The organism is Hyphomicrobiales bacterium, from assembly GCA_016710435.1.
In the GTDB taxonomy this organism is placed as follows: Bacteria; Pseudomonadota; Alphaproteobacteria; order Rhizobiales; family Aestuariivirgaceae; genus Aestuariivirga.
In genome coordinates this window covers 677,899-699,496 of the sequence record JADJVV010000001.1, presented here as the reverse complement: position 1 = coordinate 699,496, position 21,598 = coordinate 677,899, and the positions used below count along the sequence as shown (strand labels likewise).

The 21,598-nt window shown below is 63.3% G+C and carries 23 protein-coding genes; 12 read left to right on the top strand and 11 right to left on the bottom strand.

Going from position 1 to position 21,598, the window contains the following annotated elements:
- Window positions 1-2: 2 nt before the first annotated feature.
- Complete coding sequence (locus IPM06_03430; GenBank protein MBK8769466.1) at window positions 3-398, bottom strand: hypothetical protein; 396 nt, start codon at window positions 396-398, stop codon at window positions 3-5.
- 221 nt (window positions 399-619) lie between these two features.
- Between IPM06_03430 and IPM06_03425 the strand changes: the two genes are divergently transcribed.
- Window positions 620-763 carry a hypothetical protein gene (locus IPM06_03425; protein MBK8769465.1) on the top strand — a complete coding sequence of 48 codons (144 nt, stop codon included), beginning with the start codon at window positions 620-622 and terminating at the stop codon, window positions 761-763.
- 119 nt (window positions 764-882) lie between these two features.
- Window positions 883-1,023: a hypothetical protein gene (locus IPM06_03420; protein ID MBK8769464.1), complete on the top strand. Its 141-nt coding sequence runs from the start codon at window positions 883-885 to the stop codon at window positions 1,021-1,023.
- Between the two features lie 6 nt (window positions 1,024-1,029).
- Here the strand turns inward: IPM06_03420 and IPM06_03415 are convergent, their stop codons facing one another.
- The gene (locus IPM06_03415) at window positions 1,030-1,809 is read right to left on the bottom strand and encodes a lytic murein transglycosylase (GenBank protein MBK8769463.1); all 780 of its coding nucleotides are present in this window, start codon (window positions 1,807-1,809) and stop codon (window positions 1,030-1,032) included.
- A gap of 151 nt (window positions 1,810-1,960) precedes the next feature.
- Between IPM06_03415 and IPM06_03410 the strand changes: the two genes are divergently transcribed.
- Together IPM06_03410 and IPM06_03405 are read left to right on the top strand one after the other, a co-directional pair.
- Window positions 1,961-2,236: a hypothetical protein gene (locus IPM06_03410; protein ID MBK8769462.1), complete on the top strand. Its 276-nt coding sequence runs from the start codon at window positions 1,961-1,963 to the stop codon at window positions 2,234-2,236.
- A complete protein-coding gene (locus IPM06_03405; GenBank protein ID MBK8769461.1) occupies window positions 2,184-3,110 on the top strand; it encodes a hypothetical protein in 927 nt (308 codons plus the stop codon). Before IPM06_03410 ends, IPM06_03405 begins: the two co-directional genes overlap by 53 nt.
- Before the next feature lie 64 nt (window positions 3,111-3,174).
- Here IPM06_03405 and IPM06_03400 read toward each other — a convergent pair whose 3' ends face one another.
- The gene (locus IPM06_03400; GenBank protein ID MBK8769460.1) at window positions 3,175-4,674 is read right to left on the bottom strand and encodes a CoA-acylating methylmalonate-semialdehyde dehydrogenase; all 1,500 of its coding nucleotides are present in this window, start codon (window positions 4,672-4,674) and stop codon (window positions 3,175-3,177) included.
- A 99-nt stretch (window positions 4,675-4,773) separates the two neighbouring features.
- Here IPM06_03400 and IPM06_03395 point away from each other — a divergent pair, with 99 nt between their 5' ends.
- Together IPM06_03395 and IPM06_03390 are read left to right on the top strand one after the other, a co-directional pair.
- Entirely contained in the window at window positions 4,774-5,661 is an 888-nt protein-coding gene (locus tag IPM06_03395) for a LysR family transcriptional regulator (protein ID MBK8769459.1), read from the top strand.
- A gap of 96 nt (window positions 5,662-5,757) precedes the next feature.
- Window positions 5,758-5,964: a hypothetical protein gene (locus IPM06_03390; protein ID MBK8769458.1), complete on the top strand. Its 207-nt coding sequence runs from the start codon at window positions 5,758-5,760 to the stop codon at window positions 5,962-5,964.
- A gap of 140 nt (window positions 5,965-6,104) precedes the next feature.
- Here the strand turns inward: IPM06_03390 and IPM06_03385 are convergent, their stop codons facing one another.
- Window positions 6,105-7,673 (bottom strand): cisplatin damage response ATP-dependent DNA ligase, encoded by a 1,569-nt coding sequence (locus tag IPM06_03385; protein ID MBK8769457.1) that lies wholly within the window; start codon window positions 7,671-7,673, stop codon window positions 6,105-6,107.
- A complete protein-coding gene (locus IPM06_03380) occupies window positions 7,670-8,680 on the bottom strand; it encodes a ligase-associated DNA damage response exonuclease (GenBank protein ID MBK8769456.1) in 1,011 nt (336 codons plus the stop codon). Before IPM06_03380 ends, IPM06_03385 begins: the two co-directional genes overlap by 4 nt.
- Before the next feature lie 176 nt (window positions 8,681-8,856).
- Here IPM06_03380 and IPM06_03375 point away from each other — a divergent pair, with 176 nt between their 5' ends.
- Window positions 8,857-9,681 carry a ferredoxin--NADP reductase gene (locus tag IPM06_03375; protein MBK8769455.1) on the top strand — a complete coding sequence of 275 codons (825 nt, stop codon included), beginning with the start codon at window positions 8,857-8,859 and terminating at the stop codon, window positions 9,679-9,681.
- 28 nt (window positions 9,682-9,709) lie between these two features.
- On the opposite strand, the gene IPM06_03370 is transcribed toward IPM06_03375, so the two are convergent.
- Window positions 9,710-10,090, bottom strand: coding sequence for a hypothetical protein (locus tag IPM06_03370; GenBank protein MBK8769454.1), 381 nt, complete (start codon window positions 10,088-10,090; stop codon window positions 9,710-9,712).
- A 78-nt stretch (window positions 10,091-10,168) separates the two neighbouring features.
- Here IPM06_03370 and IPM06_03365 point away from each other — a divergent pair, with 78 nt between their 5' ends.
- Window positions 10,169-10,957 (top strand): hypothetical protein, encoded by a 789-nt coding sequence (locus tag IPM06_03365; GenBank protein MBK8769453.1) that lies wholly within the window; start codon window positions 10,169-10,171, stop codon window positions 10,955-10,957.
- Here the strand turns inward: IPM06_03365 and IPM06_03360 are convergent.
- Entirely contained in the window at window positions 10,941-12,227 is a 1,287-nt protein-coding gene (locus IPM06_03360; GenBank protein ID MBK8769452.1) for an Hsp70 family protein, read from the bottom strand. The two genes, IPM06_03365 and IPM06_03360, sit on opposite strands and share 17 nt — an antisense overlap.
- Window positions 12,228-12,309: 82 nt before the next feature.
- Between IPM06_03360 and hisD the strand changes: the two genes are divergently transcribed.
- Window positions 12,310-13,635: a histidinol dehydrogenase gene (gene hisD, locus IPM06_03355; GenBank protein ID MBK8769451.1), complete on the top strand. Its 1,326-nt coding sequence runs from the start codon at window positions 12,310-12,312 to the stop codon at window positions 13,633-13,635.
- Between the two features lie 148 nt (window positions 13,636-13,783).
- Entirely contained in the window at window positions 13,784-15,406 is a 1,623-nt protein-coding gene (locus IPM06_03350) for an ABC-F family ATP-binding cassette domain-containing protein (GenBank protein ID MBK8769450.1), read from the top strand.
- 22 nt (window positions 15,407-15,428) lie between these two features.
- Here the strand turns inward: IPM06_03350 and IPM06_03345 are convergent, their stop codons facing one another.
- Together IPM06_03345 and IPM06_03340 are read right to left on the bottom strand one after the other, a co-directional pair.
- The gene (locus IPM06_03345; GenBank protein MBK8769449.1) at window positions 15,429-16,679 is read right to left on the bottom strand and encodes an autotransporter outer membrane beta-barrel domain-containing protein; all 1,251 of its coding nucleotides are present in this window, start codon (window positions 16,677-16,679) and stop codon (window positions 15,429-15,431) included.
- 2 nt (window positions 16,680-16,681) lie between these two features.
- Window positions 16,682-17,371, bottom strand: a complete 690-nt coding sequence (locus tag IPM06_03340; GenBank protein MBK8769448.1) for a hypothetical protein — start codon at window positions 17,369-17,371, stop codon at window positions 16,682-16,684.
- A 353-nt stretch (window positions 17,372-17,724) separates the two neighbouring features.
- On the opposite strand from IPM06_03340, the gene IPM06_03335 reads away from it, so the two are divergent.
- Together IPM06_03335 and folD are read left to right on the top strand one after the other, a co-directional pair.
- Complete coding sequence (locus IPM06_03335; protein MBK8769447.1) at window positions 17,725-19,401, top strand: formate--tetrahydrofolate ligase; 1,677 nt, start codon at window positions 17,725-17,727, stop codon at window positions 19,399-19,401.
- 87 nt (window positions 19,402-19,488) lie between these two features.
- A complete protein-coding gene (gene folD, locus IPM06_03330; GenBank protein MBK8769446.1) occupies window positions 19,489-20,367 on the top strand; it encodes a bifunctional methylenetetrahydrofolate dehydrogenase/methenyltetrahydrofolate cyclohydrolase FolD in 879 nt (292 codons plus the stop codon).
- A 129-nt stretch (window positions 20,368-20,496) separates the two neighbouring features.
- Here folD and IPM06_03325 read toward each other — a convergent pair whose 3' ends face one another.
- Window positions 20,497-20,778 (bottom strand): XRE family transcriptional regulator, encoded by a 282-nt coding sequence (locus IPM06_03325; GenBank protein MBK8769445.1) that lies wholly within the window; start codon window positions 20,776-20,778, stop codon window positions 20,497-20,499.
- Entirely contained in the window at window positions 20,775-21,104 is a 330-nt protein-coding gene (locus IPM06_03320; protein MBK8769444.1) for a type II toxin-antitoxin system RelE/ParE family toxin, read from the bottom strand. The genes IPM06_03325 and IPM06_03320 overlap by 4 nt, the downstream gene beginning before the upstream one ends.
- Window positions 21,105-21,598: the final 494 nt, after the last annotated feature.

The window sequence follows — 21,598 nt, the reverse complement described above, 5'->3', positions numbered from 1 at the left end:
GCTTAATATCCCACGCCGTCGTTCAGCCGCATCATGCCTTTCACCAGGCGGTAGCCGAGCCAGAGCAGGAACAGCACATAGAGCGGCCAGGTGATGATGATGCCGATGCCGAAGGTGATGACGGTGAAGGCGAGCAGCAGCACCGCGACGACAAGTGCGATCGTCATCACGCGGGCGATGCTGGAGAGATGGCTGGCATAGATCGTGCCTGCCGCATCGTCGCGCCGGGAGCGGGCGAGGAAGATGACGGCGATGCAGCCGATCAGCAGCAGGGTGCCGGAGAACTCGCCCAGCGTTGCCAGGGCGATGACGCCTGATACGGCATACAACACCCAACTCAGGGCGAGGTAGCCATCCGGGCTGCGGGCAAAGGTTTTCGACAGGTCGGGCGAAGCCATGGCGCGTCTCTCCAAAAAAACAGTGGAAAACTAGCAGATGCAATCCGGGCGGTCATCCCGGGCCGATGTGGCTGAATTGCGGTTGTTTTCCAGTCCCGGTTGCAGGCGGGTTTCCGATGGTGCCAATCCACTGGCGTCGATCACACCAGTTGAGGTTGCGCCGCCTGGAACGGAGGGTTATGCGGATTGTGTTCCCCACCGTGGGAATCGAGGGAAGGAACGTGAAGAAACGCATACCGCACAAGGAAAACAAGGGAATCACCGTGGTGGCCAAGCCCTCCACGAAGGTGCTTGTTTTCCTCTTGTCCGTTCTGGTGATGACCTTGGTCATGGTGGTCGTGAACCACGTGATGGCCGGCGTGTGACTCCGGCTTAATTCAATCTAAAAGTGCATCATTTGACGTGATGCCCTTTTTGCGTGTATTCTCGGAATCACCTCAACCGGCCCGCGGCGGGCCCGGCTTGGAAGTGAATGGATGTCATCATGACTCGCGCGCGAACGGAAAACAAAGGCCTCACCATCGTGGCAAAGCCCGGATTTCAGGTTGCGGTCTTTCTCATGGCCGTGGCCGCCACCGCGCTGGTGCTGGTGGTGGTCAACCTGGTGATCGCGGGAGACGTCTGAGCGGCGTCAATTGCCGTCGATCTGCTTGCCCATGATGGCAATGGCCTGCTGATAGACGGTCGCGGCGTTCCAGCCCTGGATGGCGCCATAGTTGGGCTGTCCGCGCTGATAGCCCTTGCCGCGCTGCCAACCGTGACCCACGAGGAACTTGGCGGTGGAGGCAAGTGCGCCTTCCTTGCTGTTGAGATTGCCGACACCATACATCAGCACGTTCTTCGGCATGAACTGGGTCTGGCCCAGTTCGCCGTGCATGGCACCCTTGGCGCCCGCCGAGATCTTGCCGGAGCCCACGAGCTTCAACATGGCATAGAGCTGTTCGGTGAAGAACTCGGTGCGGCGGCAGTCATAGGCCAGCGTGGCGGTGGCGGAGAGCACGTTCTGCTGCCCGGTGAAGTGTCCGAACGCCGTCTCCATGCCCCAGATGGCAATGAGCGGTCCGGCGGGCACGCCGTATTTCGCTTCGATCCGGTCGAACAGGGCCTGGTTGGCGGCCTTGAGGCGGCGGCCCTGCGCCACGATGGTGGCCGAGCCGCGCTTGGCCATGAAGGCGCTCAGGCTGAGCTTGAAGGAATGCTGGTTGCGGTCGGCGCGGATGGTTGCCGTGGCGTATCTCGTGCCCATCAGTGCCTTGACGGCCTTGTCGTTGATGCCGTTGGCCTTGGCTTCCGCGGCGAAGGATTTTTTCCAGCCTTCAAAGGCGCCGCCGGTGCTGCTGCACTTGGCAGCAAGCGCAGGGGCTGACATCACCACGAGTGAAACAAGGGTACCCAGAAACACCTTCCGCATCAGAATCTCCAAAAATTCGGCCCCGGCATTGTCTGCCACCGGACGGTGCAGTTGTCACCAGCATGGTTAACGCTTCGTTACCCGCGGTTTTCGGGGGTTGACGGCCTCGGCCTTCCTGCGCACATTTTCGGTACATGGCAGGATTGGCCCATTGACCAACGCTCCGGAACACCACGCCACTTCCACACGCAGCAAGCGGCGGATGGTCGTCTTTCTGGCTGCCGCCTCCATCGCCGTGGCCTGCGGTGTCCGCTTCACCAGTGCCGGCGCCTTGCTGTGGGGCCTCGCTCTTCTGCTCATGGCCGCAGCGGCCACCCGGAAACGCACGCCAAGCGGGATGACGGCGGCAGCGCTGATCCTGCTGGGACTGTCCTTTGCCGGACTGGCTTACGCCCATCCTGTTCAAGCCGGGCGAGTCATCCTTTGATCGCATCTATGCCGACGGCTACAGGGCAAACGTCTCGGATATCGGCGCACAGCCGAATCCTGGAACCTATCCCTCCAGCGCCCGCGCCTCTGACGGGCGGCTGCTCTATGAGATCCACTACACCATCGGGCCCGATCAGTTGCGCGTCACGCCGGACAATCCGCCCGGCCCGCACCGCGTCAATTTTCTCGGATGCTCCTTCACCTATGGCGAAGGCGTGAACGACAACGAGACGCTGCCCTATTTCGTCTCCCGGACGATGCAGGACGTGCATGTCGTGAACTTCGGCTTTCACGGCTACGGGGCCCACAACACGCTGGCCATCCTCGAAAGCAGCCGCAACACCAAAGGCGAGATCAACTTCTTTCTGGGCGCGGGCTTCCACATCGAGCGAAGCGCCTGCCACCCCGACTGGACGGCGAGTGCGCCGCGCTATGAGTTGCAGGGCGACGGCAGCGTGACACGCAACGGCAAATGTGGAGATACGCGCGGACCGCTGGACCAGCTCAAGAAAACGGCAATCCGCTATTCCAACATTGCCGCAGCCGCAGACCGCTTTTCCCGCACCCATATTGGCGACGAAGATGTGCGCCTCTATATCGCCATCCTCCGCCGCGCCGCGGAACTGACACATGCGCGTGGCCAGAAGTTCGTGATCGGCTACATCACGGGCAGTGAACCGCGGCTCGCATCCACGTCATACACGGATGAAAGCATCATGGCCGCGTTCAAGACCTTCGCGGATGATGTGTTCGATGCGCGGCTTCCACGGGACAGCCGCAATGCCATCCCCCTGGACGGGCATCCCACAGCCTTCGCCAACCAGAAGCGTGCCGTGATGGTGGCGGAACATCTCCGCAGGTTCCTGCCCTGATCCAGACAAAAACCCTCCCCGCACGGGCGGGGAGGGCTGACGACTTTGCAATCGCGTGGGGACGTTACTTCATCGTCGGCATGACGAATTCGGCGCCGGAGCGGATGCCCGTGGGCCAGCGTGCCGTCACGGTCTTGAGCTTGGTATAGAAGCGGATGCCTTCCGGCCCGTGCATGTGATGATCGCCGAAGAGCGAGGCCTTCCAGCCGCCGAAGGAGTGGAACGCCATCGGCACGGGGATCGGCACGTTGATGCCGACCATGCCGACCTGGATCGACTGGGCGAATTCGCGCGCCGCGTCACCATCGCGGGTGAAGATCGCGGTGCCGTTGCCGTATTCGTGCTTGTTGATCATGGCAGCCGCCTCGTCATAGGTCTTGGCGCGCACGAAGGAGAGGACGGGACCGAAAATTTCTTCCTTGTAGATGGTCATGTCCGTCGTCACGTGATCGAAGATCGAGCCGCCGAGGAAATAGCCGTTCTCGTAGCCCTGCATCTTGAAGCCGCGGCCATCGACCAGCAGCTTTGCGCCTTCCTTGACGCCGGTGTCGATGTAGCCCTTCACCTTCTCGTAGTGCTGCTTGGTGACGAGCGGGCCCATTTCGGCATCTGCATCGGTGCCGGGACCGATCTTCAGTGCACGGACTTTCGGCTCCAGCTTGGCCAGAACCTTTTCCGCCGTGCCTTCGCCCACCGCGACGGCAACCGAGATTGCCATGCAGCGTTCACCAGCCGAGCCATAGCCGGCGCCCATGAGGGCATCGACTGTCTGGTCCATGTCCGCGTCGGGCATGATGATCATGTGGTTCTTGGCGCCGCCCAGGGCCTGCACGCGCTTCCCGTTGGCGGTGCCGGTCGTGTAGATGTAGCGGGCGATCGGTGTCGAGCCGACGAAGCTCACGGCCGAGATGCCGGGGTGGTTCAGGATCGCGTCAACGGCTTCCTTGTCGCCCTGCACCACGTTGAACACGCCATCGGGAAGGCCCGCTTCCTTGAGCCAGGCGGCGATCAGCAGCGCGGCGGAAGGGTCACGCTCCGAAGGCTTCAGGATGAAGCAGTTGCCGGTGGCGAGTGCCGTCGGGAACATCCACATGGGCACCATGGCGGGGAAGTTGAACGGGGTGATGCCGGCAACGACGCCGAGCGGCTGGCGCGTGGACCACGAGTCCACCTTGGTGCCGACGTTCTCGGTGTACTCTCCCTTGAGGAGCGAGGGCGCCGCGGTGGCAAATTCGACCACTTCCATGCCGCGTTGCACTTCGCCCATGGCATCCGACAAGACCTTGCCGTGTTCGGCCGTGATGCAGGCCGCAAGTTCCTTGGTGCGCTGTTCGAGAATGCGGAGGAAGGCATTGAGGATGCGCGAGCGGCGGAGCGGCGTGGTGGCCTGCCAGCCCGGGGCAGCAGCCTGCGCCACCTTCACGGCGGCGTCGAGTTCCGCTGTCGTGGCGAGAACCACTTCGCCCGTCTGTTCACCCGTGGCGGGGTTGAACACGGCGCTCTTGCGGCCGCCCTTGCCTGCGGCTTCCTTGCCGCCGACCCAGTGATTGATTGTCTTGACCATGAGGTTTCCTCCCAAAATGATGACCTCCTATGCCCTGCAGCAATTTGCACAGCAAGATGAAGATTTGCGCTTTCGTTGTGCGCATTTTATAGTGCTGAAATGGACTGGGACAATCTCCGCATCTTTCTTGCCATTGCCCGCGCAGGCCAGATCCTGAGTGCGGCGAAGACGCTGCATCTCAACCATGCCACGGTGGCGCGCCGGCTCGATGCGCTGGAAGAGCAGCTTGGCACGCGGCTGTTCGACCGGCGCACCACGGGCACGGTGCTCACGCCTGCCGGCGAAAGCCTGCTCACCCGTGTCGAGCGGATGGAATCGGAACTGCTCCAGGCCGATGCCGCCTTGCCCGCCACCACGAACACGGTCAGCGGCACGGTGCGCGTCGGCGCGCCAGACGGGTTCGGCACCTTTCATCTTGCGGGTGTGCTGGCACGGCTCGCCAACCTCCATCCGGCGCTCACGATCCAGCTTGTGCCGCTGCCGCGTTCCTTTTCCCTGTCGCGTCGCGAGGCGGATATCATCGTGACGATCGAGCGCCCCAAGCTGGGCCGTGCCATCATCAAGAAGCTCACGGACTATTCGCTCTCGGTCTACGCCGCCAAGAGCTATCTCAAGCGCCAGGGAAACATTCAGTCCACGGATGATCTTCCGGGAAAGCTGTTCATCACCTATGTGGAGGACATCGCCTATTCTCGCGCGCTGGACTACACCGCCGACCTCGCCAAGCTCATGGCGCGGCACTATGAGTGCGGCAGCGTGGTGGCACAGATGGAAGCCGTGCTCGCCGGCGAGGGCATCGGCATCCTGCACGACTATGCCGCGGCGCGGCACTCGGACCTCGTGCGCATCCTGCCGGACATGCGCTTCTCGCGCACCTACTGGCTCATGAGCCACCCCGACACCCACGACACGCGGCGCGTGGCGGAAGTCTATCGCGCCATCGTGGAAAGCGTGAAGCTGCGCGGCGCCGAATTTGTGCTGCGCTGACATCCGGCTGACGGCCTTGGTCAGGCCGCTGACAACGTGAGTATGAGATGCCTCTCCTGGCGCTGCGGGATCAGCGCTTTTTCCAAGGAGAGAACCATGAAGATTATCCTCACCGCCCTTGCCCTCATTGTCGCTGGCACGGGGCTTTCCTTCGCCAACATCGCTCCTGCAAGTGATGCAACAGTGGTCACGCCGGACAAGGCCACGACTGTCCTGGAGGCGCGCCGCAAGCAGCGCATCCCCGGTGGCAGCGGGTGTGACGATGCGCAGGACCGCGCTGAACACGCGGAATGCCGGGGATAAGCAGTCAATCCCTCTGGAGTCGTGGCCCGCTGGAAAGCGGGCCACGATGGGTGGAGGTTGCGATAGCCACCCAACCGCCAGGGCCGGTCATGGAGAGGTGGGGGAGTGCGTTTGCCGGCCACCCGCTCCCGTCCTCCCATTCACCCGATCAACTTCTTCAACCCCTGCACCGTATCCGCTTCCTCCGCCGGCTTGTCCCAGCGGATGCGTGATATGCGGGGGAAGCGCATGGCGATGCCGCTCTTGTGGCGCGCCGAGGGCTGGATGGCATCGAAGGCCACTTCCAGCACAAGTTCAGGCTTCACCTGCCGCACCGGGCCGAAGCGTTCGGTGGTGTTGTGGCGGACGAAGGCGTCGAGCCGTTTCAGTTCCTCATCGGTGAAGCCGGAATAGGCCTTTCCCACGGGCACGAGTTCGCGCGGCGCCTTGCTCTCGTCCCAGGCGGCGAAGGTGTAGTCGGAATAGAAGGACGAGCGCTTGCCTGAGCCCCGCTGGGCGTAGATCATCACGCAGTCGGCGACGAGTGGCTCGCGCTTCCACTTCCACCACAGGCCCTTGGGACGGCCGGAGACGTAGGCCGACTCCTTGCGCTTGAGCATCAGCCCTTCGATTCCTTCCTCGCGGGTACCAGACCAGATCGCCTGCAACTCCGCATGTCCGGTCACGGGCACGATGGCCGAAAGATCCATGCGGGGCGGCTTCACGCGGGCGAACCAATCTTCCAGGGCCATGCGGCGTTCGCTCATGGTCCGTGTACGGAGGTCTTCGCCGTCCGATTCCAGCAGGTCATAGAGACGGATGAAGGCGGGATAGTCGGCCATCATCTTCTTCGTCACCGCCTTGCGGTTGAGGCGCTGCTGCAGGTCCTGGAAGGGCGCCACATGGCCTTCGCGCCCCACCAGCAACTCGCCATCAAGGGTGGCGTTGAAGGGCAATGTGGCGAACTCCGGAAATGTCGCCGTGATGTCGTCGCCGGAGCGGGAGTAGAGTTTCGTCACATCGCCGCGGGCACAGACCTGCACGCGGATGCCGTCCCATTTCCATTCAATCTGATAGTCGGCGGGATCGAGCGCGTCACGGTCCGCCGGCTCCAGCGGATGCGATAACATGAGCGGGAAGACCGGCAGGTTCTTGACGTCCGGCCGTTCCGCCTTGCCCAGCAGCCAGGCGAACAGCGGTTCATAGGGCATGCCCAGCCCGTGCCAGACCTCCTCGATGTCTTCGATGGGCTTTGCGAACCCTTGCGCCAGCGCCGTCTTGGCGAGGCGCGCCGAGACGCCGGTGCGCATGCCCCCTGTCACCAGCTTGAGCAGCGCCCAGCGCCCGTTCACATCCAGCGTGTCGAGCCACTGCGCCAGGGTCGCCTTGAGATCATTGCGGCCGATGAGGCCCAGCGTCTCCACCACCTGCGCCAACGTGGGCGGAGTGCCTGCGCCGCGATCCGGCCAGATCAGCGATAGCGTTTCCGCCGTATCACCCACATAGTCGCGGCTCAGGCGGAACAAGTCGGCATCGATGTGAGCGGAGGCAAGCTCCAGCACCGTCTGCCGCACGGGGAAGGAAAACGGCAGGCCATCGGTGAGGGCTGCAAGGGCGTAGCCGCGGTCAGGGTCCGGCGTGCGCTGGAAATACTCCGCCATCAGCGCCAGCTTGCCGTTGCGCGACGGCGTGTAGGACAGGCGGTCCAGGAGCGTGGCGAAGGCTTTCATTCGCCATCCTCCTCGCCAAAGCCCACGAGCGACAGCGCGCGGGCCTTGAGGCCCATGGCCTGGCATTGCAGGGTGAGGGCATCGTCGCGGCCATGGGTGATCCAGATTTCGCCAGCGCCCACATCGCGGATGGTCTGCACCAGTTCCGGCCAGTCGGCATGATCGGAGATGATGAGCGGCAGTTCCACGCCGCGCTGGCGGGCGCGGGCGCGGATGCGCATCCAGCCTGAGGCAAAGGCGGGCAGGGGATCGGCGAAGCGGCGGCTCCAGCGGTCGCCGATGGTGGAGGGAGGACAGATCACCACTTGCCCCGCAAGTTTGTCGGTGGCGTCGCTCACCAGCCTGAGGTCGCCAAGGCCGATGCCGAGCCGCTCATAGAGATCGCACAACGGCTTCATCGCGCCATGCAGCCAGACGGGACCATCAAGCCCTGCCTGCCGCATCATCATGATGAGGCGCTGGCACTTGCCGAGGCCATAGGCGCCGATCTGGTGGGTGCGTTCGGGGAAGGCGGCGAGCGACGTCATCAGTTTCGCCATCTCGTGCGTATCGCTCTCATGCACGAAGACGGGGAGCGCGAAGGTCGCCTCGGTGACAAAGAGATCGCAGGGCACCACCTCGAAACCCACGCATGTTGCATCGGCGCGGCGCTTGTAGTCGCCCGACACGACGGCGCGCTGGCCCTTGTATTCCATCACCACCTGGGCCGAGCCCAGCACATGTCCGGCAGGGGCCAGCCACACGGTCACTTCGCCGATCTGCAGCCGTTCACCAAGTGCAAGAGACTGCAAGCTGCGGCCCACCCCTTCACCCAGCCGCACTTTCATGATGGCGAGGGTTTCCGCCGTTGCCAGCACCCTGGCATTGCCGGGGCGGGCATGGTCGGAATGACCGTGGGTGATGATGGCGCGCTCCACCGGGGCGTGCGGGTCGATATAGAAATCACCCGGCACGCAGTGGAGGCCCCGGTCGTTGGGCCGGAGCCATGTTTCAAAGCCTTGCGCCATCTGGGGAATATGGGCAGCGGCGGGCGGTGCCGCAACGGCGCGTCCTTTCGCCCCTCACATGGCCCATGGCTTTTGCGCTTGCGACATACTAGGTGTTGCCCTAAGGAGACTGTTCGTTATAAAGAACGATCAGTCCGCCGATGGCCCCCATGACTGTCTTGAACCTCGAGCCCACCATGAACGACGCTGCCCTTGCTCCCGATCCCTCCACGGCTGCCCCGGTTTTCATTCCGGATGGCGTGTTTGCCGAGAAAGTGACGGAGGTCCAGCACTACACCGACCGCCTGTTCCGCTTCCGCATCACGCGGCCGCAGTCGTTCCGTTTCCGCTCGGGCGAGTTCGTGATGATCGGCCTGCCCAATGCGCCGAAGCCGGTGATGCGCGCCTATTCCGTGGCCTCGCCCTCCTGGGATGAGGAACTGGAGTTCTTCTCCATCAAGGTTCCGGGTGGCCCCCTCACCGAGCATCTGCAGAAGATCAAGGTGGGCGACACCGTCATCATGCGGCCCAAGCCCACGGGCACGCTGGTCAATGATGCGCTGCTGCCGGGCAAGCGCCTGTTCTGCTTCTCCACCGGCACCGGCTTTGCGCCGTTTGCCTCGCTCATCCGCGATCCTGAGACCTACGAGAAGTTCGAGCACGTCGTCGTCACGCACACCTGCCGCCAGCGCGATGAACTGAAGTATTCCGCCGACACGGTGCAGAACACGCTGGAGGATCCGCTGGTGGGCGAAGTGGCGCAAGGCCACCTGCATTATTTCCCCTCCACGACGCGGGAAGAAACAGCCCACATGGGCCGCATCACCACGCTCATCCAGACGGGCGAGCTTTACGAGACGATGGGCATTGCGCCGCTCAACGCGGAAACGGACCGCATCATGGTTTGTGGGTCGATGGCCTTCATGAAGGACATCCGCACCATCGTGGATGCGATGGGCTTCCACGAAGGCTCCAACGCCGACCCCGGCACCTACGTCGTCGAACGCGCCTTCGTCGGGTGAACCACGGGCCCGGTGCAATAAGCGGTGACTATGTCTTCTGCTCAAGTACCCTGCCCACGAGCACCGTGATCACCGGAATGGCGAGATAGCCGAAGCCGATCTGGAACGCATAATCCCGCAGGCTCATGCCCGTCATGGGAACAAGCACGGTTAGGTCCAGCACGAGGTTCATCGCAAGCCACAGCAACCCCAGCAGCAGGCCTTCGCGCAGAAAGCCGGATTTCACTCCCCGGAAGTAGGATACCAGCAGCATTGCCGCGGTTGCCGTTGCGGTCACGAACATCACCGACTTGAAGAAGCGGATGTCGGTGCGGAACTGCCCCGTCTGGTCCACGAAGCCGATGGAGATCGCAAGTGGCACCGCCCAGGAGATGATGCCATAGAGCAGGGCGCGGATCGGTTGGGTCATGTCATGCCTCCCATGACCTGCACATGTCGCGCGCGGACTCGCAGTCCGCACTGATGCATGTCAAACACTGTCGCCAGAATGATCACACCGCGCACCGCCTTTGAGGCCCAGGGCTACCTCCGTTTTCCGGTGACACCCGCGTTGACCCGCTGGGCGGAGGCAGCGGCGCGGGCCGGCGTTGCGGCGCTGGACGATCCGGCCCATGCCCATTGGTGGCGGCATGGACGCACCTGGTTCGTGGGTGTGGATGCGCTTCCCAATGATGGTGATGGTGCCGTTCCCGGCGGACCGGCGCTCATGGGCGAGGCGATTGATTTCGTCCAACAGGAGTTGGGCTTCACCCAGCCCTGGCACAAGGCGCAGGTCTCGGCCTGCTTTCCCGGTTACCCGCAGCGCGATGCCGATGAGAGCGATACGCAACACCGTTTCCGCCGCGCCCGCGACGCGGCCCATGTGGACGGCCTCCACGGCGAAGGCCCGGCGCGGCGCCGCCACATGCGGGAGTTTCACGAATTCATCCTCGGCCTGCCGCTGACGGACGCGAGTTCAGATGCCGCACCGCTCGCGGTGTGGGCGGGCTCGCACGTCATCATGCAGCAGATGTTCAGGCTCGCCTTCGCCCATGTGCCGCCACAGACCTGGGGCGATGTGGACGTGACGGCCTTCTATCAGGCGGCCCGCGCCCGCGTCTTCGACGAGTGCCCGCGCATTGAACTGCCCGCGCAGCCGGGCGAGGCGACGCTCGTCCATCGCTTCACCGTGCACGGCGTGGCCCCCTGGGGTGAACAGGCCAGCGCCTCGCCCCACGGCCGCATGATCGCCTATTTCCGCCCGGAGACGGAAGACCGCGTCATGTGGCTGGGCTGACGGCCCACATCCCCGCATCTTCCCGCGCGCCGATGAGGGCGAGACCCTTCGCGATCGAGATGAGTTCGTCGCCTGCTTCCACCTTGGCCGTGCCGAAGCGGGCGTGGAAGAGGGCGCGCACGGCGGGCACATGGGATGTGCCACCGGTGAGGAACACACGGTCGATGCCGCTGGCGCCAAGGCCCGCGCGCTCCAGCACCGTCGAGATGGCCGCGTCCAGCCGCGCCAGGTCCTCGGCGATCCAGCTTTCGAAATCCTTGCGGCGGATGGTGCGCTTGATCGCGACGCCCTCCACGGCGAAATCGAACTCTGCCTTGTCTGCATGTGACAGTTCGGCCTTGGTGGCAGCCACGGTCTGATACAGGCGATACACCGCGCCGCTCTCGATCAGCGCAATGAAGGCCTCCAACTGTTTTGCCTGCGGGCTGGCATTGGCGAATTCCTGCAGGGCCTTGATCACCGGCGGACGGTTCATCATCGAGAGTTCGTTCCAGCGCGCAAAGCTGGTGAAGTAATGCAGCGGGATCGGCAATTCCTTGCCCCAGCTGGTGTAGGTGGCCTGCTTGCCCAGTTGCGGCGTCACCACAGCATCGATGATGCGGTAGTCGAAGGTATCACCCGCAAGACCGACGCCCGCGTGTGCCAGGGCCTGCGCCGCCTCGCCGGGCGCGAAACGCATGACGGAGAAGTCGGAGGTGCCACCGCCGAAATCGCCGACGAGAACGGTTGCAGGTTCGGTGAGGCGTTGCGCGTAGAAGAAGGCGGCGGCCACGGGTTCCAGCACGAAATGAACCTCGTCGAAGCCCAGCGCCGCAAAGGCATCGCCGTAACGGCGGTGCGCCAGCGCTTCATCCGGGACAGCACCCGCAAAGGTCACGGGACGGCCGATCACCAGGCGCTTCGGATAGGTGACGCCACCATGTTCGCTGAGGCGGCGGAGGAAGACCTCCAGCAACTGGGCGAAGTTGAAACGCCGCGCGAAGACGGCGGTATCGGTGAAGGCATGGCTTGCCGCGAAGGATTTGAAGGATTGCAGGAAGCGTGTGTCCTCCGGTGCTTCCAGGAACATGTCGATGGCCCAGGGGCCCGCCTCGCTCACCGGATCATGGCGGCCCGAACGGCGGAAGGCCAGTGCCGTGCGCACGAGGTCGCGCACCGTGTTTTCGAAGGTGAAGGGAAGCACCCGCGCCGACACATCGTTCTCCGCCACGGCCAGAACGCTGTTGGTGGTACCGAAATCAATGCCGATGGTGGATGCGGAAAATGTCATGGAGAGCGGCGGATAAAGGATGACGGCCTGCGCCGCAATCACGCGCTTGCTGCCGCTCGTGGCAATGCCTAAACCCGGCGTCATGACACGCCCCGCCAATCTTCACATCCTCGCCCGGCTTTCGCCCGCGCAACGCAAGGCTTTGCTCACGCGCACGGAAACCGATCTCTCGTCCTTCATCGAGAAGGTGAAACCCATCGTTGCGGCGGTGAAAGCGGAGGGTGACGCAGCGCTCGCCCGTTTCGCCCAACAGTTCGACAAGGCGCCGGTGACGGCGGACACCATCGCCGCCACGCCAGCGGATTTCGCACGCGCTGAAAGGACGCTGTCACCGAAGATGCGCGAGGCCATGGGTTTTGCAGCCGAGTCCATCATCGCGTTTCACCGGGCACAGATGCCGGAGAAGCAATGGATGAAGGAACTGCGCCCTGGCGTGTTTGCCGGCGACCGCACCACGCCCATTCCCTCCGTCGCCTGCTATGTGCCGCGCGGCAAGGGGGCGTTTCCGTCCTCCGTGTTGATGACCTGCATTCCGGCGACGGTTGCAGGCGTTGAAGACATCTGCATCATCACACCGCCGGGTCCGGACGGGCAGATCGACGATGCGACGCTGGTGGCGGCGAAACTCGCGGGCGTTTCCAAGGTGTACAAGGCCGGAGGCGCGCAGGGCATCGCGGCGGTGGCCTTCGGCACGCAGACGATCTTGCCCGTGCGCAAGATCGTGGGGCCGGGGTCGCCCTGGGTGGCGGCGGCGAAGCGCATCGTTTCCGATACCGTTGATGTGGGCACGCCCGCGGGGCCATCGGAGACGATCGTGATGGCGGATGGCACGACGAATGGACAGCTCGCGGCACTCGATCTCCTGATCGAGTCGGAACATGGCCCGGATTCCTCCGGCTATCTGGTGACGTGGGATGAGGCCGTGGCGCGGGATGCACTGGCGGCGTTCGAGACCTTCTACGCGCACATGGGCGCGCTTCGGGTTGACTATGCGTCCACCGTGCTCTCAGGCCCGCTCGGCGGCGTGGTGCTGGCGCACGACGAAGATGATGCGATGGCCTTCATCAATGACTATGCGCCCGAGCATCTGCAGGTCTTGTCGCAGGAGCCCATGCGCTATCTCGACAAAATCAAGCACGCGGGTGAAATCCTGTTCGGCGAACATGCGCCTTCGACGCTCGCGAATTTCGTCGTCGGCCCCTCCCACGTGCTGCCAACCGGCGGCTGGGCGCAAACGGGCTCGGCGCTCTCCGTCCATGATTTCCTCAAGCGCACGTCGCTCGTGAACATCACGAAACAGGGCTACGATCTTCTGGCGCCACACGCCAAGGCCTTTGCCGAATACGAAGGCTTCGACGCCCATGCGAATGCAGTTTCAGAGTTGCGCACGCCGTTGCTGCGGAAGTGAAGGATGACGGGGGCAAGCTTTCCTCTCCCGGGCCGGGTCTGACTGGGCCACACCGCCCGCGCATGGGAGGGCTGCATCGCCTGAGCGCGCAGGTGGGGCCCGCCACCCCTTCCCATTGCGCCTGCTCTCCCCTATCCCCCGCGGCACCATGATCCGCATTGACTCGATTTCGAAACAGAATGGCCACCAGCTTCTCTTCGTGGAGGCGGCTGCCGCCTTGAACAGGGGGGAGAAGATCGGGCTCGTCGGGCCAAACGGTGCGGGCAAGACCACGTTGTTCCGCATGATCACGGGCCGCGAGGAGCCGGACGAGGGGCAGATCACGGTCGAGCGCGGCACCACCATCGGCTATTTCAGCCAGGACGTGGGCGAGATGGCGGGCCGCAGTGCCGTGGCCGAGGTGATGGACGGGGCAGGGCCGGTGAGTGCGGTTGCCGCCGAACTTGCAGCCCTCGAAGCTGCCATGGCCGATCCCGACCGCGCCGACGAGATGGACGAGATCATCGCCCGCTATGGCGAGGTGCAGGCGCATTTCGAGAAGCTCGACGGCTACGCGCAGGAGGCCCGCGCCCGCGAAGTTCTGGCGGGACTGTCCTTCACCCAGGAGATGATGGACGGAGACGTGGGCAAACTCTCGGGCGGCTGGAAGATGCGCGTGGCGCTGGCCCGCATCCTGCTCATGCGGCCCGATGCCATGCTGCTGGACGAACCTTCCAACCATCTCGATCTCGAAAGCCTGATCTGGCTTGAGGACTTCCTCAAGACCTATGACGGCATGCTGCTCATGACCAGCCATGACCGCGAGTTCATGAACCGCATCGTCACGAAGATCGTGGAGATCGACGGCGGCGAACTCAACTCCTATTCCGGCAATTACGAATTCTACGAGTCCCAGCGCGCCCTTCTCGAAAAACAGCAGCAGGCGCAATTCGAGCGCCAGCAGGCCATGCTGGCGAAGGAGCTGAAGTTCATCGAACGCTTCAAGGCCCGCGCCAGCCACGCCGCGCAGGTGCAATCACGCGTCAAGAAACTGGACAAGATCGAGCGGGTGGAAATGCCGAAGCGGCGCGAGAGCGTGCAGTTCGATTTTCCGGCGGCACCGCGCTCGGGCGAGGATGTCGTGGCCCTCAGCGCCGTGCACAAGGCCTATGGCTCGCGCGTCATCTATGACGGCTTCGATTTCACCATCCGCCGCCGGGAGCGCTGGTGCCTGATGGGCGTGAATGGCGCGGGCAAGTCCACGCTGCTCAAGCTGGTGGCGGGGGCAACGGAACCCGACGCAGGCAAGGTCACGCTCGGCGCCTCGGTGAAGATGGGATACTTCGCCCAGCATGCCATGGAGTTGCTCGACGGTGAGGACACGGTGTTCCGGTCGCTGGAGCGGGCCTTCCCGCAGGCCTCGCAGGGGAGCTTGCGCACGCTGGCGGGGTGTTTCGGTTTTTCCGGCGATGACATCGCCAAGCCGTGCCGCGTGCTGTCGGGCGGCGAGAAGGCGCGGCTCGTCATGGCGCGCATGCTCTATGACCCGCCGAATTTCCTGGTGCTGGACGAGCCCACCAACCATCTCGACCTGCTCACCAAGGAAATGCTCATCAGGGCGCTCGCCGGTTACGAAGGCACCATGCTGTTCGTGAGCCACGACCGGCATTTCCTGGCCGAACTGTCGAACCGCGTGCTGGAACTCACGCCCGAAGGCATCCACCAATACGGCGGCGGCTACACCGAATACGTGGAGCGCGTCGGCTACGAGGCACCTGGCTTGCACCATTGACGGTGTGTGCCGGCGGCTTCCGCTACCAGCGGAAGGTCATGCCGGCGTTGGCAGAGACTGCCGTGGCGGTGCCATCAAAGCGCAATTGGCCTTGGCCGAAGAGCGATGCGTTTGAGGCGATTTCGATACCCAGCTTGCCGCCCACTTCTCCGAACACGGCGTCAAACATGCCGCTGTCCGACACCGTGAGGGCAGGGCCCAGTGGCGCCAGTCCCAATGAATTGTCACCGGAGACATCGTTCCAAAGGCGTGCGGTCAGAGCGGCATCGACACCGTTTCCGGCGTAGCCGAGCCGCGCTCCGCCACCCAACCAGATCATGTCGTTTGACGCGTTGTTGAAGGTCACGCCCGCCAGAACGAAGTTGTCGAGATCGCTGTTGGCGACCGCCGCCGAAACCATCGGCTCAAGGAAAAGTCCGGTGCCGAACTCCAGGCGGTAGCCCGCGTCGGCGCGCAGGCCCCAGACGGCGGCATCTGTTGCGGCGGCAAACCCGCCGACAGCAAGATCGGTGTCGAGCAGGGCCACATTCGCCAACGTCTGCAAGAAGAAGCCATTGCCCAGAAGCGTGGCGTAGGCACCGCCCGTGAAGCCTTCAAGCTGGGCACCGGAGCCAAGGCCATCCTCGATATCGAGGTCTGACGTCACAAATCCGGCCTGAAGGCCGAAGAGCACCGCGCTGCCGCTGTCCAGTTCGGAGCCGAAGTCGGCGCCTGCAGTCAGGCCATAGATGTTCTGAGAGAAGCCCAGTTCCGTGCCTTGCGCCTCACGGTCATTCCAGTTGCCCGAGGCGGACAGCCAAAGCGTGCGAGGCATGTTCTCCCGTGATGGCGGGTCGGCCACTGCCGTCACCACCGTGCGGCCCGTTGCCCAGTCGCGCAACTCCTGCTGGCGCGCGTCCCATGTGTCCGTGGAGGCGGCCCAGATGGTCTCGGCTGCGGACACCACGACGGCCGGACCAGATGCAAGGGGTGCGTTGAGTGAGCTGACGAGTTCATGAGTCCCGCCATCGAGTTGCAGGTCGTAAATGAACAGGCCTTTTGAGATGGGGCCGTTCTTCAGAACAAAATGGTTCGCGGACGTCGTGCCGGACACCTGCACCAGCGCAATGCCATCGGGATTATAGGCGCCGGGACTGATCCCGATGTCGGTTACATCAATGGTGGTGACACCCGATGTGTTGCCATGCACAATCAATCTGTCAGCCAACGCGCCCGGCCCGGACAGATTGGCGTCGAACTCAAGTGTGCCTCCGCCGACGAAATTGCCCGCCACTGTCAGCGATTGATTGACGGCAGTGCCCTCGGAGAGGTCCAGTGTGCCTGTACCTGACCTGAGCCCAGCGTTCCTGCAGCCGTCACATACAGTGTGGCGTCAACACCTGTCGCTCCCGAATATGTGTTCGCCCCTGTCAATGTCAGTGATCCATTGATGACTTCGACCCTGCCGGTTCCATTGATGGTGCCATACAGGGTGGTGCTGCCATAACCGATCTTGATGATTCCGTTTGCCGTCGAACCAGTGGTGATGTTCCCGGAATATGTGGTGTTACTGTTGTCATTGCCGAACGTGAGGTCGGTTAGGCCCATGCCGTGGAGAAGCGCGATGGTGCCACCGTTGCCAGCCAGCGAATCGACGGTAAGGCCGCTTTCCAGCGTGAGTGTACCGCTGTTCACCACGAGGTCCCCGATATAGCGGACATCCAGGGAGGGCTGAATCCTGGGCTGGTTTCCGAGTGCGCCGCTGTCGATGGTGACATCTGACGTCGTCATCGGTGGGGTGTTGCCGTCCCAGTTCGTTCCGGTGTCCCAGTCCGTGCTCGTCAGTCCGGTCCAGGTGTCTGCCCTGGCATTGCTGGCGAGGCCTGTTGACAGGGAAAGCGCAAGCCAGGCCGCGGTTGATGATCGCAGGATGTGACGATGCGATCCGCGTACCGATTGGCGACCGCTGTGGGGAGCCGTTGACATTCGAAGACCCCTGTCATCCGCTGCCATTTCTTGCAGCATGTTGACCCCCGCACACATCCTGCACGAGCCCGTCGCACACGCAAGCGCGGTAAAAACCTGCGGGCGCGCTGAGTGCCTTGATGGTGCTGCGCCGCAATGGCTGCGGCCCAGGACGGCATGCCTGTCTTTGCAATAATCGCCTCCAGACTTCCCGCATGTCGTTTCCGCGAGGGGGTGAGGCGAAAAAGCTGCTGCGCCGTGCGCCGCTCTGACCTATGGAGATTTTCGGAATTTTCGATCCAGCCACTGGACCGGTGAGCTGGATTGTGTATTTCTTGCCAAGAAACATTGTTAACCCAGAGGAATGCCCTTCCATGACCGTTCGTTCCGACATCGAAATCGCCCGCGACGCCAAGATGAAACCCATCATGGAGGTGGGCCAGAAGCTCGGCATTCCCCATGCGGATCTCATTCCCTATGGCCACACCAAGGCCAAGGTGCACCTGAACTACATCGACGGCCTCGCCTCCAAGAAGGACGGCAAGCTGATCCTCGTCACCGCCATCAACCCGACGCCCGCGGGCGAGGGCAAGACGACGACGACGGTGGGCCTGGGTGACGGCCTCAACGCCATCGGCAAGAAGGCCATGGTGGCGCTGCGTGAACCGTCTCTCGGCCCGTGCTTCGGCATGAAGGGTGGCGCGGCGGGCGGCGGCTATGCCCAGATCGTTCCGATGGAAGACATCAACCTGCACTTCACCGGCGACTTCCACGCCATCACGAGCGCCCACAACCTGCTCTCGGCGATGATCGACAACCACATCTACTGGGGCAACGAACTCGGCATCGACACGCGCCGCGTGGCCTGGCGCCGCGTCATGGACATGAACGACCGGGCGCTACGCGAAATCGTCTGCTCGCTGGGCGGTGTGTCCAACGGCTATCCGCGCGAAGCGGGCTTCGACATCACGGTCGCTTCCGAGATCATGGCGATCCTCTGCCTCTCCACCTCGATTGCCGACCTTGAGCGCCGCATCGGCCAGATCGTCGTCGCCTACAAGAAGGACAAGACGCCCGTCCTCGCCAAGGACATCAAGGCCGCGGGCGCCATGGTCGTGCTGCTCAAGGACGCCCTGATGCCGAACCTGGTGCAGACGCTGGAAAACAACCCGGCCTTCGTGCACGGCGGCCCGTTCGCCAACATCGCCCATGGCTGCAACTCGGTGATGGCGACAAAGTCGGCCCTCAAGCTTGCCGACTTCGTGGTGACGGAAGCGGGCTTCGGTGCCGACCTCGGGGCCGAGAAGTTCTTCGACATCAAGTGCCGCAAGGCGGGCTTGCAGCCTGCCGCCACGGTGATCGTCGCCACCATCCGCGCCCTCAAGATGCACGGTGGCGTGGCCAAGGAAGACCTCAAGAAGGAAAACGTCGAAGCGCTCAAGAAGGGCTGCGCCAACCTTGGCCGCCACATCGAGAACGTGAAGAAGTTCGGCGTGCCGATCGCGGTCGCCGTCAACCACTTCATCACCGACACGGATGCCGAAGTGGACGCCATCAAGGCCTACTGCAAGGAACACGGCGTCGAGGCCTTCAAGTGCACGCACTGGGCCGAAGGCTCCAAGGGCACGAAGGAACTGGCCAAGCACGTGGCTGACCTCGCCGAGAAGGGCGCGGCCCAGTTCAAGCCGATCTACGACGACAGCCTCTCGCTGTGGGACAAGGTCAAGACCATCGCCCGCGAAATCTACCGCGCCGATGACATCGTCGCCGACAAGGCGATCCGCGACCAGCTCAAGGGCTGGGAAGCGCAGGGCTACGGCAAGTTCCCCATCTGCATGGCCAAGACGCAGTATTCCTTCACCACCGATCCGAACCTCAAGGGCGCGCCCACCAACCATGTGGTGCCGATCCGCGAGGTGCGCCTCTCGGCGGGTGCGGAATTCATCGTCGTCATCTGCGGTGAGATCATGACCATGCCGGGCCTGCCCAAGGTGCCGTCGGCGGAAGTCATCGGCCTCGACGCCAAGGGCCAGATCGACGGCTTGTTCTGAGGACTGCCTGCAAGAACTGAGCACACATCATGGCCGGGCAATGTCCCGGCCATCCCGTTTCAAACGACATTAAGCGAGGCACCAGCCATGGCCACATTGATCGACGGAAAAGCCTATGCCGAGGGCCTGCGGGCGCGCATCGGGGCGGCGGTTTCCGCCCTGAAAAAGGATCACGGCCTCACGCCGGGGCTGGCGGTTGTGCTGGTGGGTGAAGACCCGGCGTCGAAAGTCTATGTCGCCAACAAGGCGAAACAGACGGTCGAGGTGGGCATGAATTCGTGGGAGCACAAGCTGCCCGCTGACACCTCCGAGGCCGACCTGCTGGCGCTGGTGACGAAACTCAACAACGATCCCGCCGTGCACGGCATCCTGGTGCAGATGCCGGTGCCGAAGCACATCGACTCGGCCAAGGTGCTCAACACCATCAACCCGGACAAGGACGTGGACGGCTTCCATGTCGTCAACGTGGGCCGCCTCTCGACGGGCCAGGACGCGCTCGTCGCCTGCACGCCCACGGGCTGCGTGATGCTGGCGAAGTCGGTGCTGGGCAAGCTCGATGGCGTCAACGCCGTGGTCATCGGCCGCTCCAACATCGTGGGCAAGCCTGTGGCGCAATTGCTGCTGGCGGAAAACTGCACCGTCACCATTGCGCATTCCAAGTCGAAGGATTTGCCGTCCATCGTGCGCAACGCCGATCTCGTCATCGCCGCCGTCGGCCGGCCCGAGATGGTGAAGGGCGACTGGATCAAGCCCGGTGCCTGCGTGATTGATGTGGGCATCAACCGCATCGAACGCGACGGCAAGGGCAAGCTCGTGGGCGATTGCGATTTCGCAAGCTGCGAGAAGGTGGCGGGCAGCATCACCCCCGTGCCCGGCGGCGTCGGCCCGATGACGATTGCGTGCCTGCTCTACAATACGGTGCGGGCGGCGTGCGCGATCCACAAGGTCAAGACGCCGGAGATGTGAAACTGCTCCACCTTCACCTCTCCCGCCAGCAGCAGAGGACGCCGCACAGCGGCAGGTGAGGGACGTGCACATCTTTAGTGAGAATAGATGATTCTTAGATATTGCGGCGGTGCACTATTTGCCTAACCTTTACGCCGCCTTTCCGACCTTCACCTTCACATCCAATCCCGCCCTTGTCGCGTGATTGATCAGGGCATCCAGGCTGAACTTGGTGATGCGGCCTTTCAGCAGGTCGTTGAGGCGCGGCTGGGTGAGTCCGAGACGTTTGGCAGCGGAGGCCTGTGTGGTATTCCAGCCCAGCACCGTCTTGTGGATGGCGATCATCAGGTCGGCGCGCGCCTTCATGTTGGCAGCCTCGCTTTTTGAAGGCTCGATGGCGTCCCACACCGTATCAAAGTAACTGATTTTCATCGTCCCAACTCCTTAGCCAGTTGCCGAAAGCGTGTCCTTGCCAACTCAATGTCCAGCGCAGCGGTGCGCTGGGACTTCTTCTGAAACGCGTGAAGCACGAAAACGGCATCAGCGAATGTTGCAACATAGACAACGCGAAACGCCCCCGCGCTGTCTCGCACACGTATTTCCCGCGCGCTTGTGCCAATGCTGGGCATCGGCCTCCAATCGTCGGGTTCCAGTCCAGCCTGCACGCGACTGAGCTGATATCCCGCCTTGCGGCGCGCTCCTTCCGGGAAACCCGCAAGGTCGGCGTGGGACCGCCCCAGAAATGCAAGCCGTTTCATTTGACGCACTCTATATCAGAATTGATATAAAAGACAACCCATTTGGAGGGCGCTTGACATTATCCCAACATAGGACTATATGCCTCTCCGACGTTTCCGGACTGAGGAGGGACAATGTCGACAGTGTCTCGCAATTGCCGGAAGCGTGCGCAGCGCCTGCGGGGTGGATGTGAGAACACCACACTGCCTCCCGGGAGCCGGTGGCAGGCCCCTTGGACACTACGGTCCAAGCGCGGTTTACCGCAGTTCACCCACACCCCGTGTGTCTCCCCGGAGATGCACGCAACGGGGCCGGGCCTGGTCCGTAAGCGCCCTGGCTGTGTGGATTGGCGAGTGTCTGTCATGCGGGCCAAAACCGCTGCGTTTCCTGATGTCCGGCCCCGCGAAGGCGGGTCCGGTCCGGCATTGCGCCGAACACCCCCACCCACTCCCACTGCATGCAGGCGTGATGCCGGGAGGGAAACATACCCTCCTCATTTTTCTCCGCTGCCCAT